This is a genomic window from Streptomyces sp. NPDC059989, from assembly GCF_042736975.1.
Taxonomy (GTDB): Bacteria; Actinomycetota; Actinomycetes; order Streptomycetales; family Streptomycetaceae; genus Streptomyces.
This window is the reverse complement of record NZ_JBHWUO010000097.1, coordinates 1-16,090: the sequence shown is the minus strand read 5'-3', so window position 1 is coordinate 16,090 and position 16,090 is coordinate 1. Positions and strand designations below refer to the sequence as shown.

Below are 16,090 nucleotides of genomic sequence, written 5' to 3'. Positions count from 1 at the left end.
GGGCTGGATGTGCCTCCGGCGGGGCTGGATTTGACTGATGCCGCCTGCCTGGCTGGGCTGGGTTGCCCGGAGGGCAATTCCAGCCCCGCCGGCGTTTGAGGCGCGGGGTCCGGGGCGGAGCCCCGGATCTTTGAGCCGCGCCATATTCAGCCCCGCCGGCGTTTGAGGCGCGGGGTGCGGGGCGGAGCCCCGGATCCTTGAGGCGCGCGGGACCCCGAGGCCGGGTCACATCCAGCCCCGCCGGCGATTGAGGCGCGGGGGGCCGGGGGCGGAGCCCCAGAGGGGCGGGGGTTACACCACCGCGCCGCGGCCCGGGTCGTCGTCCTCGTCGTCGCCGTGCTGCATGCGTGCGACCAGCGTCGCGAAGCCGCCCAGGAAGCCGCCGATGCCCAGCGTCGTCAGCCACCACGTCATGTCCCACTGCAGCAGCACCGCCACCAGCAGCAGCACCGGCCCCCCGACCACCGCCAGCCACGCGAACTTGGACGTCGTGTCCGCCTCCGGCAGCTCCGGCTCCGGGGGGACGAAGTGGCCCTCGTCCGCCCGGTCGGCCGGGGTCAGGTCGTCGTCCTTCGACTCCGCGAGGGAGTGGTCCCGCGGCCCCGGGCCCACACCGACGCCCGGGGCGAAGACCACCGAGCTGCCCAGCGGGCCCGGCGGAGCCGGCGGCTCGGGCTGCGCCCCCGGGTCCGGCTTCGGCTCCGGCCCGGACGGTGCCGGCTTGACGTCCTCCTCCGGCAGCATCAGGTTCTCGATCGGTCTGAACGGTCTTGCCCCCGGCGGGTCCGGCGGCTCCTGCCCGTACCCGGCGACGATCGCCGCCCACGCCGCTTCCTCGTCAAGCGGCGGAACTCCGCCCGACTGCTCCTCGTGCTCAGCCACCAGCCTCCGCCCCCTCCCTGCCCACGCTCTCCGCCAGTCGGCCGACGAACGCAAAGCTGTCCGCGAAGATCCGCTCCGCATCGTGGTCCAACGTCGCGACGTGGTAGCTCTGTTCCAGCAGGGTCTCGGTGACGTCCGTCGAGGAGATCCGGGCCAGGATCCGCGCCGAGTCCACCGGCGGGACGACGTGGTCCTGCGGGCTGTGCAGCAGCAGCACCGGCTGCGTCACCTGCGGCAGCTCGACGTCCACCAGCTGGAAGAACTTCCGCAGCGAGTGCGCGGCCCGGGTCGGGACCCGGTCGTAGCCCACCTCCTCCGAGCCCGGCTTCGCGATGTCGCTGGCGATGCCCGGCGTGGACCGGACGAAGTGCTTGGCCACCGGGAGGGCGAAGGCCAGCGGGTCGTGGACCTTGTTGGCCGGGTTGACCAGGACGAGGCCGCTGATGGCGTCCCCGTGCTTGGCCGCCAGCCGCAGGGTCAGCGCGCCGCCCATGGACAGACCGAAGACGAACACCTGCTCGCACCGGTCCAGCAGTTCGCGCAGCGCGCGGTCCACCTCGGCGTACCAGTCCTGCCAGCCCGTGAGCTGCATGTCCTGCCAGCGGGTCCCGTGTCCGGGCAGCAGCGGCAGCGACACCGTGAGCCCGCGCCCGGCCAGATACTCGGCCCAGGGGCGCAGCGACTGCGGGGAACCGGTGAAGCCGTGGCAGAGAAGGACACCGACCTCTCCGCCCTCGTGGCGGAACGGCTCGGCTCCAGGGAGGACGGGCACCAGAGTCTCCTTGATCACGATGTACGTCGGGTGGGGGCGTTGCTCTGTGTGACTTCACCGTACGCGACCGGGGTGACACCGACCAGGGCCGTTGGGCCGCTCCCACGGGAGCCAGGGGATATGGTCTGTTCGACAGACACAGGAAGGCTTTCGAGTTGATCTACGGCGCAATGAAGTTCTCCATCGGCGGTTCCCTGAAGCTCGCCTTCAGGCCGTGGGTGGAGGGCCTCGAGAACATTCCCGCCGAGGGGCCGGCGATCCTCGCGAGCAACCACCTGTCCTTCTCCGACTCCTTCTTCCTGCCGGCCGTGCTGGACCGCAAGGTCACCTTCATCGCGAAGGCGGAGTACTTCACCTCCCCGGGCGTCAAGGGCAAGCTGACGGCCGCCTTCTTCAAGGGCGTCGGCCAGCTCCCCGTGGACCGCTCCGGTGCGCGCGGGGCCGGCGAGGCCGCGATCAAGAGCGGCATCGACGTCATCGAGCGCGGGGAGCTGTTCGGTATTTACCCCGAGGGGACGCGTTCACCCGACGGCCGCCTCTACCGCGGCAAGCCCGGCGGCCTGGCCCGCGTGGCACTGGCCACCGGCGCCCCCGTGATCCCCGTGGCGATGATCGACACCGAGAAGATCCAGCCGCCCGGCAAGGTGGTCCCCAAGCTGATGCGCCCGGGGATCCGGATCGGCAAGCCGCTCGACTTCAGCCGCTACCACGGCATGGACGGCGACCGCTTCATCCTCCGCTCGGTGACCGACGAGGTCATGTACGAGATCATGAAGCTGTCCGGCCAGGAGTACGTCGACATCTACGCGACGGCGGCCAAACGCCAGATCGCCGACGCCGAGAAGGCGGAAAAGGCCGCCAAGGCGGAGGCGGAGAAGGCCGCGAAGGCGGACAAGGGCGAGTAGCAGGGCGACACCGCCCGCGGGGGGTGGGGGAGATGGCGAAACGCGAGCGCGTCGTACGCATGTCGGTCGAGCAGCCGCTGTGGCGGGCCCTGACGGGCTATCGGCTGCTGACCATGCTCTACGCGGTGGGGCTGTTCGCCGCCGCCCACAAGAGCTTCGCCCGCCCGGAGATCGCGGTCGGCTACCTCGCCGTCCTGGCGCTGTGGACCCTCGCCACCCACCGCAAGGTGGCGAACGCCACCAGCTGCACCAAGCGCTTCCTCGGCGCCGACCTCACGGTCGCCCTCGTCGGGATCCTGCTCACCCCGCTCGCCGACACCGCCGAGCGGATCGCCGGCGGCCACCCCACCCTCCCCAGCATCTGGACCGCGGGCTCGGTCCTCGCCTTCGCCATCAAGGGCGGCTGGCGCTGGGCAGGCTTCGCCTCCACCTTCGTCGCCGCGGCCAACATCCTCATCCACGGCGGCGAGCCCACCCGGGACACCCTGCACAACGTCCTGCTGGTCTGGGTCGCCTCCATAGCGATCGGCTACGTCGTCGAGGTCGCCCGGGCCAGCGAGGCCACCCTCGCCCGCGCCCTGGAGATCGAGGCCGCCACCCGCGAGCGCGAGCGCCTCGCCCGCGACATCCACGACGGCGTCCTCCAGGTCCTCGCCATGGTCCAGCGGCGTGGCACCGACCTGGGCGGCGAGGCCGCCGAGCTCGGCCGGATGGCAGGGGAGCAGGAGGTGGCGCTGCGCACCCTGGTCTCCACCGGGCTGGTGAACCCCTCCCGGGTCTCCCGCGACGAATCGCGGGGCGCGCTGGTGGACTCGTACGAGGTGGAGGACGAGGGCGCGGACGGGGGCGAGCTGGACCTGCGGACGCTCCTCGCCCCGCACGCCGGCTCCCGGGTGAGCTTCGCCGAGCCGGGCACCCCGGTGCCGCTGCCGGTGCCGGCCGCGAAGGAGCTGGCCGCGGCGGTCGGCGCCGCCCTCGACAACGTGCGCAAGCACGCGGGGGAGGGGGCCAGCGCGTGGATCCTGGTGGAGGACTGGGGCGACGAGGTGATCGTGACCGTCCGGGACGACGGCCCGGGCATCCCGGCGGGCCGGCTCGACCAGGCGGAGGGCGAGGGCCGGATGGGCGTGGCGCTGTCCATCCGCGGGCGGCTGCGTGATCTCGGCGGCACCGCCGAGCTGGTGTCCGTCCCCGGGCAGGGCACCGAAGTGGAACTGAAAGTACCCAGGGGGAGGACCCAGTGAGCACATACGAACCGCACGAGATCAGGGTGATGGTCGTCGACGACCACCCGATGTGGCGGGACGCGGTCGCCCGCGACCTGGCCGCCGCCGGCTTCGACGTGGTGGCCACCGCAGGCGACGGCCCCGAGGCGGTGCGCCGGGCCCACGCCGTCACCCCCGACGTGCTGGTCCTCGACCTCAACCTGCCCGGGATGCCCGGCGTGCAGGTCTGCAAGGAGCTCGTCGGCGCCAACCCCGCGCTCCGCGTCCTGGTCCTGTCGGCGAGCGGCGAGCACGCCGACGTCCTGGAGGCGGTGAAGTCCGGCGCGACCGGCTACCTGCTGAAGTCCGCGGGCGCCCAGGAGCTGATCGACGCGGTCCGCCGCACGGCGGCCGGCGACCCCGTCTTCACCCCGGGCCTGGCCGGACTGGTGCTCGGCGAGTACCGGCGCCTGGCCACCGACCCGGCGCCGACCGCCTCCGACGAGCCGAAGGCGCCGCAGCTGACCGACCGGGAGACCGAGGTGCTGCGGCTGGTGGCCAAGGGGCTCTCGTACAAGCAGATCGCGGAACGGCTGGTCATCTCGCACCGCACGGTGCAGAACCACGTCCAGAACACCCTGGGCAAACTCCAGTTGCACAACCGCGTGGAGCTCGTCCGGTACGCGATAGAGCGGGGCCTCGACGACGCGTAGGCGCGGTCGTACGTCGTACTTACTTCCTCGTACGAGTGAACGGACGTACACAACGCCTCGCGATTCCACCGGAATTGCCCTCTCCGGGGCCCTTGCTGTGACCTGCGTCACCACTAGCGTGGCCGTCATGGCGAAGGGAGATTCCATGAAGGTCGGAGTGCTGACCGGCGGCGGCGACTGCCCCGGGCTCAACGCGGTCATCAGGGCCGTCGTCCGCAAGGGCGAGCAGGAGTACGGATACGGGTTCATCGGGTTCAAGGACGGCTGGCGGGGCGCGGTCGAAGGCGCCACCGTCCCGCTGGACATCCCCGCCGTCCGCGGGATCCTGCCCCGGGGCGGCACGATCCTCGGCTCCTCGCGCACCAACCCGTTCAAGACGGACAACGGCGTGCGCGGCATCAAGGAGAACCTCGCCAAGTACGAGGTGGACGCGCTCATCGCGATCGGCGGCGAGGACACCCTCGGGGTCGCCGCCAGGCTGTACGAGGAGTACGGCATCCCGTGCGTCGGCGTGCCGAAGACCATCGACAACGACCTGTCCGCGACGGACTACACCTTCGGCTTCGACACCGCGGTCGGCATCGCGACCGAGGCCATCGACCGGCTGCACACCACGGCCGAGTCGCACATGCGGGTCCTGGTCGTCGAGGTCATGGGCCGCCACGCCGGCTGGATCGCCCTGCACTCGGGCCTCGCGGGCGGCGCCAACGTCATCCTCATCCCGGAGCAGCGCTTCGACATGGACCAGGTGTGCGCGTGGGTGACCTCGCGCTTCAAGGCGAGCTACGCGCCGATCGTGGTGGTCGCGGAGGGCGCGATGCCCAAGGACGGGGACCTGGTCCTGAAGGACGCCACCAAGGACTCCTTCGGGCACGTCCGGCTGTCGGGCGTGGGCGAGTGGCTGGCCAAGGAGATCGAGGCGCGGACCGGGAAGGAGGCCCGTACGACGGTGCTCGGGCACATCCAGCGGGGCGGTACGCCGAGCGCCTTCGACCGGTGGCTGGCGACCCGGTTCGGGCTGCACGCGATCGACGCGGTGCGCGAAGGGGACTTCGGGAAGATGGTCGCCCTCAAGGGGACGGACATCGTCCGGGTGCCGATCGCCGAGGCGACGTCGAAGCTGAAGACGGTGGACCCGGCGCTGTACCAGGAGGTCGGCGTCTTCTTCGGCTGAGCCGCGGGTCGGCGCGCTGCCGGGCTGTCGGGCTGTCGGGCTGTCGGGCACGGGTGATCCATGGGTCGTATGGTGACAAACGACCCATGGATCGACGGATTCGACGGATCGGGAGCAAGCGTGGAGATCCTGGCATTCGGTGTGACCGCCGACGAGAAGCCGCTCCTGGAGCAGGCCTTCGCGGGACAGCACGAGGTCCGCTGCCTCGAAGTCTTCATGACCGAGGACACCGCGCCCATCGCGGCCGGGTACGAGATCGTCTCCTCCAGCGTGAACGCCGACCTGAACGGGCGGGTGCTGCGGACCCTCGCGGCGGGCGGGACGAAGATGATCGCCCAGCGGTCGACCGGCTTCAACAACATCGACCTGGACGTGGCCCGGCAGCTGGGCATGACGGTCAGCCGGGTCTCCTACTACTCGCCGTACTCGGTGGCGGAGTTCGCCTGGGCCCTGGCGATGGCGGTCAACCGGCGGATCGTCCGGGCCTCGAACCGGACCCGGGACTTCGACTTCCGGCTGAACGGGCTGATGGGCCGCGACATGCGGGGCCGCACCGCGGGCGTCCTCGGCACCGGCAAGATCGGCGAGGCGTTCACCCGGATCGCGCACGGCTTCGGCATGAACCTGCTGGGCTGGGACGTGGCGCAGAATCCGGCGTGCGTGGAGCTCGGCATGAAGTACGTGGACAAGGAGACGCTGTTCGCGTCCTCGGACCTGATCAGCCTGCACGTGCCGCTGCTGGAGTCCACGCACCACATCGTCGACTCGGCGGCGCTGAAGCTGATGCGGGACGACGCGATCCTCGTGAACTCCAGCCGGGGCGGGCTGGTCGACACGGACGCGCTGGTCGGCGAGCTGCGGGCGGGCCGTTTCGCGGGGGTGGGCCTGGACGTGTACGAGGCCGAGGCCGGGGTCTTCTTCCTGGACAAGTCCCTGGAGGCGGTGGAGGACGACACGCTGGCGCGGCTGGTGACGTTCCCGCATGTGGTGGTGACCTCGCACCAGGCGTATTACACGAGTGACGCGGTGGGCCAGATCATCGACACGACCGTCGCCAACGTGGCGGACTACCTGGCGGGCCGCCGCTCCGAGAACACCCTGGTTCCCGACCCGTCCTGACGTCCCCCTGCCGGGCGGGGCGCGGGTTGCCGCTGCGCGGAGCGGTCCCCTACCCGCCCTTCCACCGCTCCCCGGGGCTCCGCCCCGGACCCCGCTCCTCAAACGCCGGAGGGGCTGAAGACAGCCTCGCCGGCGTTTGAGGCGCGGGGTCTGGGGCGGAGCCCCAGTTTCGGGAAGGGGCGGGGTGGGGGAAGGCCCCGCGCAGCGGCAGCGGCTACGCCGGGGTCGGGGTCGTGACGCCCGTCAGGAGGTCGCGGAGGAGGTCCGCACCGCGGAGGGTGAGGACGGACTCCGGGTGGAACTGGACCCCCGCGAAGCCGGCCCCCGCGAAGCCACCCACCGCGGAGCGGACGGCGTGGACCTCGCCCGTGGCCGCATCCCGGGAGACCTCCACCCCGGAAACGGCCAGCCGGGCGGCCGTCTCCGCGTCGCACCGCGCCGCGTACGTGTTGTAGAAGCCGACCACCTCCTCCGCCCCGAACAGATCGATCCGCGTCTGCGCCCCCTGCGCCGGCTCCGCCTTGCGCACCAGCGGCAGCCCCAGCTCCGCCGCCAGCAGCTCGTGCCCCAGGCAGACCCCGACCAGCCCGTGCCGGTGCCCCGCCAGGAGATCGGCCGCCAGCCCGCGCAGCATCCGCATCTTGGGGTCCCCCGCGTCCGCCGGGTTCCCCGGGCCCGGGCCCAGGACCACCGGGCCCTCCCACGACAGGGCCGCCGTCCGCAGCCCCGGATCGTCGTAGCGGCGTACGGTCACCTCCAGCCCGGCCACCCTCAGCACGTGCGAGAGCATCGCCGTGAAGGTGTCCTCCCCGTCCACCACCAGGGCGTGGCCGGTCGGCGAGGAAGGCTGCTCCTGCATCCGGAGCCAGAAGGGCGCCAGGTCGTGCCGGCGGGCCGCCAGCGCCGCCTGCACCCGGGGGTCGTCCACCAGCCGGGATCCGGCGAAGGCGGGCCGCGGCGCGGCCGGCCGGACGCCGAGCGCCGCCAGGACCCCCGCCGCCTTGGCGTGGGTCTCGGCCACCTCGCCCGCCGGGTCTGAGTGCCGCACCAGCGTGGCCCCGACCGGCACCCGCAGCACGCCGTCCGCGGCGATGTCGGCGGTGCGGATCAGGATGGGGGAGTCGAGGGTCTGGCCCCCGGCCGCGTCCAGCCCCAGCAGCGCCAGCGCGCCCGCGTAGTAGCCGCGGCCCCCGGCCTCGTGCCGTTCGATCACCCGGCAGGCGTTCTGCACCGGCGACCCCGTCACCGTCGCCGCGAACATGGTCTCCCGCAGCACCTCCCGCACGTCCAGCGAGGAGCGTCCGCGCAGCTCGTACTCGGTGTGGGCGAGGTGCGCCATCTCCTTCAGCCGCGGCCCGACGACGACCCCGCCGCGGTCCCCGACCGTGCACATCATCTTCAGTTCCTCGTCGACGACCATCGACAGCTCCTCGGTCTCCTTGCGGTCGCCGAGGAAAGCGAGCAGGGACTCGGCGGTCGGGCCTCCGGCCGGATAGCGGTACGTGCCGCTGATCGGGTTCATCACGACCGTCCCCCCGGACATCCGCACGTGCACCTCGGGGCTGGCCCCCACCAGCGTCCGCTCGCCGGTGTGGACCACGTACGTCCAGTACGCGCCCCGCTCGCCCTCCAGCAGCCGCCGGAACAGCGCGAGCGCGTCGGCCCGGCCGAAGCCCTCGATCCGGCCCTCGTAGGTGCGCCGGATGACGAAGTTCGCGCCCTCGCCCCGGCCGATCTCGTCCTCGATGACCCGCGCGACGGTGGCCGCGTACGCCTCGTCGGGCACGTCGAAGCCGCCGTTTTCCACCCGGACCCCGTGCGCGGGCAGCCCCTCCAGGGCCTGCGCGAGCGGGATCTCGTACGCCTCCTCGGTGACCAGCACGCTCAGCGGCGTGCCGTCGTCGCGCACGTCGAATCCGCGCTCCCGGATCTGCCGGAAGGGGACGAGGGCGAGGGTGGGCAGCTGCCCGACGGGCAGGTCGGCGAGGCGTTCGGCCTCGTGGACCGGGCCGAGGAGGACCTCGACGGTGTCGTGGTCGCGGCCGGGGGTCCGCCGCCGCAGCAGGGCGAAGGGCGGGCAGGAGTCGTCGAGCAGTCGGCTGATGTCCAGTGGCATGGGGCGGGGCGTCCTTCCGGTGGGAGGAGCGGCCCCGGTTCCCGACGGAACGCGGAAGGCCGCCCCTCGGGGCGGCCTTCGCGTCGGTCGTGTGTCAGTGGGTACGCGCGAGGAGTGGGCCGCCGGGAGCGGGCCACCACCAGTTCTGGTTCGAGTGCGCGTACATGCGGGGCACCTTAGCCCAGGAGGGCCCGCCGGCGCAGGATCCGTCTCACGGCGTGGGCTGAACCATGGATTCCGTTCATCTGGGGGCCCCGCAGCCTTCGGGGGAGTTTCGTCTCACGTAGTGGGCGCCTGGCTGGACGGGGCGCACAACGCCGTAATGTGTACGAGGTGACCGTGAACGCTGAAACCCAAGCCCCCGCCGCCAAGGCGACCTGGCGAGACCTTCCCGCGGCGCAGCAGCCTTCGTACCCCGATGCCGAGGCCCTGCGCGCTGTCGTCGCGGACCTCGAGTCGTATCCCCCGCTCGTTTTCGCGGGTGAGTGTGACCAGCTGCGCGCCCGCCTGGGAGCCGTCGCCAAGGGCGAGGCGTTCCTGCTGCAGGGCGGCGACTGTGCCGAGGCCTTCGACGGTGTCTCCGCCGACCACATCCGCGCCAAGCTGAAGACGCTGCTCCAGATGAGCGCCGTCCTGACGTACGCGGCCTCCGTGCCCGTCGTCAAGGTCGGCCGCATCGCGGGCCAGTACTCCAAGCCGCGCTCCAAGGACACCGAGACCCGCGACGGCGTCACCCTGCCGACCTACCGCGGCGACTCCGTCAACGGCTTCGCCTTCACCGAAGAGGCCCGGATCCCGGACCCCGAGCGGCTGAAGCGCATGTACAACGCGTCGGCCTCGACGCTGAACCTGGTGCGCGCCTTCACCACCGGTGGTTACGCCGACCTGCGCCAGGTGCACGCCTGGAACCAGGACTTCGTGAAGTCCTCCCCGTCCGGGCAGCGCTACGAGCAGCTCGCGCGGGAGATCGACAACGCGCTGAACTTCATGAAGGCCTGTGGCACCGACCCGGCCGAGTTCAAGGCCGTCGAGTTCTACGCTTCCCACGAGGCGCTACTGCTCGACTACGAGGGCGCGCTGACCCGCACCGACTCGCGGACCGGCAAGCTCTACGACACCTCGGGCCACATGGTCTGGGTCGGCGAGCGCACCCGCCAGCTGGACCACGCGCACATCGAGTTCTGCTCGCAGATCGCCAACCCGATCGGCGTCAAGCTCGGCCCGACCACCACGGTGGACGAGGCGCTGACGTACATCGACCGCCTGGACCCCGATCGCGAGCCGGGCCGGCTGACCTTCGTCGTCCGCATGGGCGCCGACAAGGTCCGCGACAAGCTCCCCGAGCTGGTCGAGAAGGTCACCGCGTCCGGTGCGACCGTCGCCTGGGTCACCGACCCGATGCACGGCAACACCTTCGAGGCGGCCTCCGGCCACAAGACGCGCCGTTTCGACGACGTGCTCGACGAGGTCAAGGGCTTCTTCGAGGTCCACAAGGGCCTGGGCACCCACCCGGGCGGCATCCACGTCGAGCTCACCGGTGACGACGTCACAGAGTGCGTGGGCGGCGGCGACGAGATCTTCGTCGACGACCTGCACCAGCGCTACGAGACGGCCTGCGACCCGCGGCTCAACCGCAGCCAGTCCCTGGACCTGGCGTTCCTGGTCGCCGAGATGTACCGCGACCAGTAGGGATCGCGATCGCGATCAGTAGGTAGCTTCCTATGACGATGGGGCGCGGATCGATGTGATCCGCGCCCCACTGTCGTACCCGGGTCTTTTAGGGGACCCTAAGTTTGGGTACGGTTAGGTAAGCCTCACCGAATAGGGGATGGCTCGCCGAACCATTCCGCCCAGGGAGGTGAACCGCGTGTACGTCTGCTCTTGCTTCGGCATCACCGACAAGCAGGTCAAGGACCACGCGGCCGCCGGTGCCTGCACGCCGCGCCAGATCGCCTCGGCGACGAAGGCCGGCACCGACTGCGGCTCCTGCGTTCGCACCATCCAGGGCATCCTCGGCCGTGGCGCCTGCCCGCGCCGGGAGCTGCTGGAGAAGGGCAACGCGGCGGCCGTGCTCGCCGTCGACCCCGAGCTGACGCCCGTTCCCTCGCCCGTGCTGGCGGATGCCGCCTGACCGCTGCTAGCTCGGCTGCTCGATCAGCTGCGCGATGTACAGCGGCTCGCCCAGGGACTCGATGAGCTCCAGCTGGGTGTCGAGGTAGTCGATGTGGTGCTCCTCGTCTTCGAGGATCTCCTCGAAGAGGCGGGCGGAGGTGATGTCGCCCTTGCCGCGCATGACCTCGATCCCGCGCTTGAGCCGGTCGATCGCCTCGACCTCGACCTGCCGGTCGGCCTGGAACATCTCCGTGATCGTCTGCCCGACGCGTACGTGGAAGAGGCGCTGGTAGTTCGGCAGACCGTCGAGCATCAGGATGCGCTCGGTGATCTTGTCCGCGTGCTTCATCTCGTCGATGGACTCTTCACGCGTGTACTTGGCGAGCTTGGTCCAGCCCTTGTTGTCCTGGATGCGGTAGTGCAGCCAGTACTGGTTGATGGCCGTCAGCTCGCCGGTCAGCTGCTCGTTCAGAAACTCAAGGACCTCGGGGTCGCCCTGCATCGCAGAGGCTCCTTCCAGGCATTGTCAGCCACGTGACGGGGTAGGTGGGCGCATCCTTGCACCGCCGTCGGGGGCCGTCCAGTAAGTGCCTCCTTAGTGCGAGTTACCGTGACTTGCCCGAATCGGCCCAGACCTGGTCATGACCACCCCGCCAAGTCTGTCACCATGGAGTCATGGGTCAGCCGGAAAGCCGGGAATCTCCGGGAGCAGAGCAGCTGGAGCTTCCACCGGGGCAGCGGTTGCAGCGGGGCTGGCCGGTCACCCACTACGGTCCCGTGCCCAAGTTCAAGCCGGACCGCTGGGAGTTCCGCGTCTTCGGCGCGACGGCCGACGGCGACAAGCACTGCTGGAACCACGAGGAGTTCACGGCCCTGCCGTTCGAATCCGTCGTGGCGGACCTGCACTGCGTCACGAAATTCAGCATGCCGGGCGCCGAATGGGGCGGTGTGCTCGCCCGTACGATCCTCGCCCTGGCGCCGCCGGCGCCGCAGGTCACGCACGTGATGGTGTGGGCGGAGTACGGCTTCAGCTCCAACATGCGGCTGGCCGACTTCTCCTCCGAGCGGACCGTCTTCGCCACCCACCAGGGCGGTGAACTGCTCACCGCCGAGCACGGTTTCCCGCTGCGCCTCGTGGTCCCGCACCTGTACGCCTGGAAGGGTCCCAAGTGGGTCCGCGGCGTCGAGTACATGACCGCGGACCGCCGGGGCTTCTGGGAGGAGCGGGGCTACCACAACATCGGCGACCCCTGGCGCGAGCAGCGCTACTCGTACCAGGAGGAGCCGGGGGACGGCCCCGAGCTGTAGGGGCTGTCCGGCCCTCCGTCGCCGTGCTCAATGGTGGTACTGGTGGACCACCGCGTGGCCCTTGCCGCGGCCGATCATCCACTTGTTCACCGGGGTCGTGATGACGAAGGCGGCCGCCAGGGCGATCGCCAGGACGATCCAGAACAGCGGCTCCGACAGGTGCGCGTCCATCGCGCCCGGCCACAGGGCGATCACGCCGTTGTCGATCAGTTCCATGACGGCGATCGACAGGGTGTCGGCGGCGAGCGCCACCCGGACGGCCGTACGGAGGTCAACGCCGGCCGCGAGGATCCCCCGCAGGGTGAGCGCGTAGCCGAAGAAGAACGCGAGCACGATCGCCAGGACCATCGTGGCGACGTTCCCCCAGCCCAGCGCGGTTCCGATGATCATGCCGAGCACCTCGCCGATGGCGCATCCGGTGAGGCAGTGGAGGGTGGCCTTGGCGGCCATGGCCCAGCTGACCTTGCCGTGGCCGTGGCCGTGGCCGTGGCCGTGGCCGTGCTCGTGTTCGTGGCCGTGCCCGTGTTCGTGGTGCTCGTGCTGCTGTCCGTCGGGTGCGTGCTGCTCTTCGTGGTGCGCGTGTGCGTGGTCCATCGAAACCCCCTGGGAAACGCCGGATTACGGTCCTGCGGATAAGCAGAACCGTATACCCCCCTGGGGTATTCCTCAAGAGATCGAGTGGATCACTCCGGGCCGCGCAGCTCCTTCAGCAGGGCCACGTCCGCGGCATGCCCTTCCTTGCCGCCGGGCGTCTCGGTGATCAGCGGTACGCCCTCCATCGCCGGGTGCGTGAACAGCGCCGCGAAGGCCTCCCGGCCGATGTGGCCCTGGCCGATGTTGGCGTGCCGGTCCTTGTGGGCGCCGACGCCCTCCTTCGAGTCGTTCGCGTGGACGAGCTTCAGCCGGCCCTCGCCGACCGTGTCCACGAGCAGGTCGAGGGTCAGCTTCGTGCCGCCCGGCTCCGCCAGGTCGTGGCCGGCGGCGAAGATGTGGCAGGTGTCGAGGCAGATCCCCAGCTTCGGGTGGTGGTCGAGCGCGTCGAAGTACGGCCCGAAGTCCCAGGTCCGCGAGCACAGCGAAGAGCCCTGGCCGGCCGTGGACTCCAGCAGCAGGAAGGGGTCGTCGTCGTGCGTCAGCTCGTCCAGCAGCGGCAGCATGTGCTCCCTGACCTGCGCGTACGCCGCCTCGCGCGGGCGGCCTCCGGTGGCCGAGCCGGTGTGCACGACCACCCCGAGCGCGCCGATCTCCCGGCCCCGGCGCAGCGAGTGGCGCAGGGACTCCACCGACTTCTCCACGGTCGCCTCGGTGTGCGAGCCGAAGTTGATCAGGTACGGGGCGTGCACGTAGGCCGGGATGGACCCGGCCGCGCACTGCTCCCGGAAGAGCTCGTCCTGCTTCGGGTTGCCGGTCGGCGTGGCCCAGCCGCGCGGGTTGGCGACGAACACCTGGACGGCCTCGGCGCCCATCTCCCGGGCGTACGTCAGCCCGACCGAGGCGAGCCCGCCCGCGACGGGGACGTGCCCGCCCACTGGATTGCGTATCACTGCTGCCTACAGCCCCTTGGTCCGGATGGTGATCGTGCTGCCCTCGGGGGCGTTCTGCCCGGCCGGCACCGACTGGGCGTCCACGGTGTTGCTGAAGGAGAGGAAGGGCCGGTCCACCTTCACCTTGAAGCCCGCGACCTCCAGGGCCTTGCGGGCCGCTTCCACGTCCTGGCCCGTCACGTTCGGGACCGGGAGCTGGCGCGGGCCCTTGGAGAGGGTCAGCGTGACCGTGTCCCCGGTCGCGGCCTGGGTGCCGGCGCCGACCGACTGGTTGGCGACCGTACCGGCCGGGGAGGGGGAATTGACCTGCTCGGGGGCCGTGGCCACCTTCAGGCCGAGGCCCTCCAGGGCGGCGCGGGCCTGCTCGAAGGGGATCCCGGCCACGCTCGGGACCTGCACCGGGCGGCCCTTGCTGACCACCAGCGCGACGGCCGTGTCGGGAGCCCGCTTCTCGCCGCCCGCCGGGTCCGAGGCGATCACCGAGCCCTGGGCGACGTCCTGGCTGAAGGCCGTCGTGACCATGCCGGGGGCCAGCCCGGCGGCCGCCAGCTCGGCCTTGGCCTCCTCCAGCGGGCGGCCCTTGAGGTTGGGCACGGCCACGACCTGGGGGCCGCGGGAGAGCGTGATGGTCACCGCGCCGTTGCCGCGGATGCGCTTGCCGCCGGGCGGGTCGGTGTTCATCACCGTCCCGCGGTCGAAGGAGTCGCTGAACTTCCGGTCGACGGCCTTCACGCCGAGACCGGCCGCGGACAGCTGGTCGCGGGCCTGCGCCTCGGTCTTGCCGAGGAGGTTGGGGACCTTGGTGAACTGGCCGGAGTTGATGTACCAGACCCCGGTGCCGAGGCCGAGGGCCAGCAGGACGCCGGCGATGACCAGGAGGGTGCCGCGGCGGGGCCGCCGGGCCGGGGCCTGCCGGTGCGCGGGCGGAGCGGGCGGCGGCGGCAGCGTCTCCAGCCGGGAGGTGTGGTTCACGGGCTGCGCGGCCACCGGGCGCGGGATCACGCCGGTGCGGTCCTCGGCGGACGAACGCTCCTCGGCGCGGGCCTGCGGCGGCAGGGCGTCCAGCTCGGCGTCGCTGAGCCGGAGCCGGGCCTCGCGGGTGTGGCCGAGCAGGGCGGCGGCGTCGTAGGGGCGCAGGTCGGCGTTGCGGGCCGTGGCCAGCGCGACGAGCTCGTCGAGGCCGACGGGGAGACCGGGAACGGCCGCCGACGGGGGCGGGACGTCCTCGTTGAGGTGCTGGTAGAGCACCTGGGCGGGGGTGCCGCCGGTGTGCGGCTTGGCGCCGGTGAGCATCTCGTACAGGACGACACCGCAGGCGTAGACGTCCACGCGGGTGTCGGCGACGCCGTTCTCGATCTGCTCGGGGGCCAGGTAGGAGACCGTGCCGAGGACCGAGCCGGTGGTGTTGGTGACGGAGTCGACGGACCGGACCAGCCCGAAGTCCGCCACCTTGACCCGGCCGTCGTCGCCGATCAGGACGTTCTCGGGCTTCATGTCCCGGTGCACGAACCCGGCGCGGTGCGCGGCGCCGAGGGCGGCGAGGACGGGCTCCAGGATGTCGAGGGCGGCCCGGGGCTGGAGCGCGCCGCGCTCGCGGAGCACGTCGCGCAGGGTGCAGCCGGAGACGTACTCCATGGCGAGGTACGTGTACGGGCCGTCGGTGCCCTGGTCGAAGACGGCGACGACATTGGGGTGCGCGAGACGGGCCACGGACTTCGCCTCGCGGATGAACCGGTCGACGAAGGCACCATCGGCGGCGAGGGCCGGGTGCATCACCTTCAGGGCGAGGACGCGGTCGAGGCGTGTGTCGACGGCCCGGTAGACCGTGGCCATGCCGCCGGCCGCGATGCGGGCGTCGATGCGGTAGCGGCCGTCGAGCGTCTGCCCGACGAGCGGGTCATCCAGGGTCGTATCCACCCGGCGATTCTATTGGCGCCCCGCGCCCACCCGGTCCGGGCGGGTCGGCTTGCAGCGCAGCTGTGACGTGGGCAGGGGGGCGGGGGCGTACGCGGCTTGCGGCGCGGGCCCGCTATCTCCCCCTCGACCCCCCGGGGCCGGTCGGCGGCTGCCCACCCGCCCCCGTCTGCGGGTCCGGGGACCGGGGAGCCGTAGCCCCCTGGCCCGGATCAGAGAGGGTTTGGGGGTTTCCCGTCAGTCCCATCGTCCTTCCGGTTCGTGCCGGCCTGTCAAGGGCGCTCCCTACGGTCGCGTCACTACGTGATCGCCTTCGGCGACCCTTG

At 71.5% G+C, this 16,090-nt stretch carries 15 protein-coding genes; 8 read left to right on the top strand and 7 right to left on the bottom strand.

What is annotated here, in order from left to right; translation table 11 throughout:
• Positions 1-291: 291 nt before the first annotated feature.
• Both ACFWBN_RS38620 and ACFWBN_RS38615 read right to left on the bottom strand, forming a co-directional pair.
• A complete protein-coding gene (locus ACFWBN_RS38620) occupies positions 292-882 on the bottom strand; it encodes a hypothetical protein (protein WP_385186179.1) in 591 nt (196 codons plus the stop codon).
• Positions 875-1,654, bottom strand: coding sequence for an alpha/beta hydrolase (locus ACFWBN_RS38615; protein WP_385186176.1), 780 nt, complete (start codon positions 1,652-1,654; stop codon positions 875-877). The genes ACFWBN_RS38620 and ACFWBN_RS38615 overlap by 8 nt, the downstream gene beginning before the upstream one ends.
• A 170-nt stretch (positions 1,655-1,824) precedes the next feature.
• Between ACFWBN_RS38615 and ACFWBN_RS38610 the strand changes: the two genes are divergently transcribed.
• From ACFWBN_RS38610 to ACFWBN_RS38590, 5 genes are all read left to right on the top strand, one after another.
• Entirely contained in the window at positions 1,825-2,559 is a 735-nt protein-coding gene (locus tag ACFWBN_RS38610; protein ID WP_385186191.1) for a lysophospholipid acyltransferase family protein, read from the top strand.
• A gap of 32 nt (positions 2,560-2,591) precedes the next feature.
• Positions 2,592-3,803 (top strand): MacS family sensor histidine kinase, encoded by a 1,212-nt coding sequence (gene macS, locus ACFWBN_RS38605; RefSeq protein WP_385186173.1) that lies wholly within the window; start codon positions 2,592-2,594, stop codon positions 3,801-3,803.
• 29 nt (positions 3,804-3,832) lie between these two features.
• Positions 3,833-4,477 (top strand): response regulator, encoded by a 645-nt coding sequence (locus ACFWBN_RS38600; protein WP_385186188.1) that lies wholly within the window; start codon positions 3,833-3,835, stop codon positions 4,475-4,477.
• Positions 4,478-4,622: 145 nt separating this feature from the next.
• Positions 4,623-5,651: a 6-phosphofructokinase gene (locus ACFWBN_RS38595; protein WP_385186186.1), complete on the top strand. Its 1,029-nt coding sequence runs from the start codon at positions 4,623-4,625 to the stop codon at positions 5,649-5,651.
• Between the two features lie 120 nt (positions 5,652-5,771).
• On the top strand, positions 5,772-6,770 hold the full coding sequence (locus ACFWBN_RS38590; protein ID WP_385186170.1) for a 2-hydroxyacid dehydrogenase: 999 nt from the start codon (positions 5,772-5,774) through the stop codon (positions 6,768-6,770).
• A gap of 214 nt (positions 6,771-6,984) precedes the next feature.
• Here ACFWBN_RS38590 and ACFWBN_RS38585 read toward each other — a convergent pair whose 3' ends face one another.
• Complete coding sequence (locus ACFWBN_RS38585) at positions 6,985-8,886, bottom strand: anthranilate synthase family protein (protein ID WP_385186168.1); 1,902 nt, start codon at positions 8,884-8,886, stop codon at positions 6,985-6,987.
• A gap of 339 nt (positions 8,887-9,225) precedes the next feature.
• On the opposite strand from ACFWBN_RS38585, the gene ACFWBN_RS38580 reads away from it, so the two are divergent.
• Both ACFWBN_RS38580 and ACFWBN_RS38575 read left to right on the top strand, forming a co-directional pair.
• The gene (locus tag ACFWBN_RS38580; RefSeq protein ID WP_385186165.1) at positions 9,226-10,575 is read left to right on the top strand and encodes a class II 3-deoxy-7-phosphoheptulonate synthase; all 1,350 of its coding nucleotides are present in this window, start codon (positions 9,226-9,228) and stop codon (positions 10,573-10,575) included.
• A gap of 169 nt (positions 10,576-10,744) precedes the next feature.
• The gene (locus tag ACFWBN_RS38575) at positions 10,745-11,017 is read left to right on the top strand and encodes a bacterioferritin-associated ferredoxin (RefSeq protein ID WP_385186183.1); all 273 of its coding nucleotides are present in this window, start codon (positions 10,745-10,747) and stop codon (positions 11,015-11,017) included.
• Between the two features lie 6 nt (positions 11,018-11,023).
• Here ACFWBN_RS38575 and bfr read toward each other — a convergent pair whose 3' ends face one another.
• Positions 11,024-11,500, bottom strand: a complete 477-nt coding sequence (bfr, locus tag ACFWBN_RS38570; RefSeq protein WP_030707395.1) for a bacterioferritin — start codon at positions 11,498-11,500, stop codon at positions 11,024-11,026.
• Between the two features lie 173 nt (positions 11,501-11,673).
• Between bfr and ACFWBN_RS38565 the strand changes: the two genes are divergently transcribed.
• A complete protein-coding gene (locus tag ACFWBN_RS38565; protein ID WP_385186162.1) occupies positions 11,674-12,306 on the top strand; it encodes a sulfite oxidase-like oxidoreductase in 633 nt (210 codons plus the stop codon).
• A gap of 27 nt (positions 12,307-12,333) precedes the next feature.
• Here the strand turns inward: ACFWBN_RS38565 and ACFWBN_RS38560 are convergent, their stop codons facing one another.
• From ACFWBN_RS38560 to pknB, 3 genes are all read right to left on the bottom strand, one after another.
• Positions 12,334-12,900, bottom strand: a complete 567-nt coding sequence (locus ACFWBN_RS38560; protein ID WP_385186160.1) for a DUF4396 domain-containing protein — start codon at positions 12,898-12,900, stop codon at positions 12,334-12,336.
• A gap of 89 nt (positions 12,901-12,989) precedes the next feature.
• Positions 12,990-13,847 (bottom strand): deoxyribonuclease IV, encoded by an 858-nt coding sequence (locus tag ACFWBN_RS38555; protein ID WP_385186181.1) that lies wholly within the window; start codon positions 13,845-13,847, stop codon positions 12,990-12,992.
• A 9-nt stretch (positions 13,848-13,856) separates the two neighbouring features.
• A complete protein-coding gene (gene pknB / locus ACFWBN_RS38550; protein ID WP_385186157.1) occupies positions 13,857-15,767 on the bottom strand; it encodes a Stk1 family PASTA domain-containing Ser/Thr kinase in 1,911 nt (636 codons plus the stop codon).
• Between the last annotated feature and the right edge of the window lie 323 nt (positions 15,768-16,090).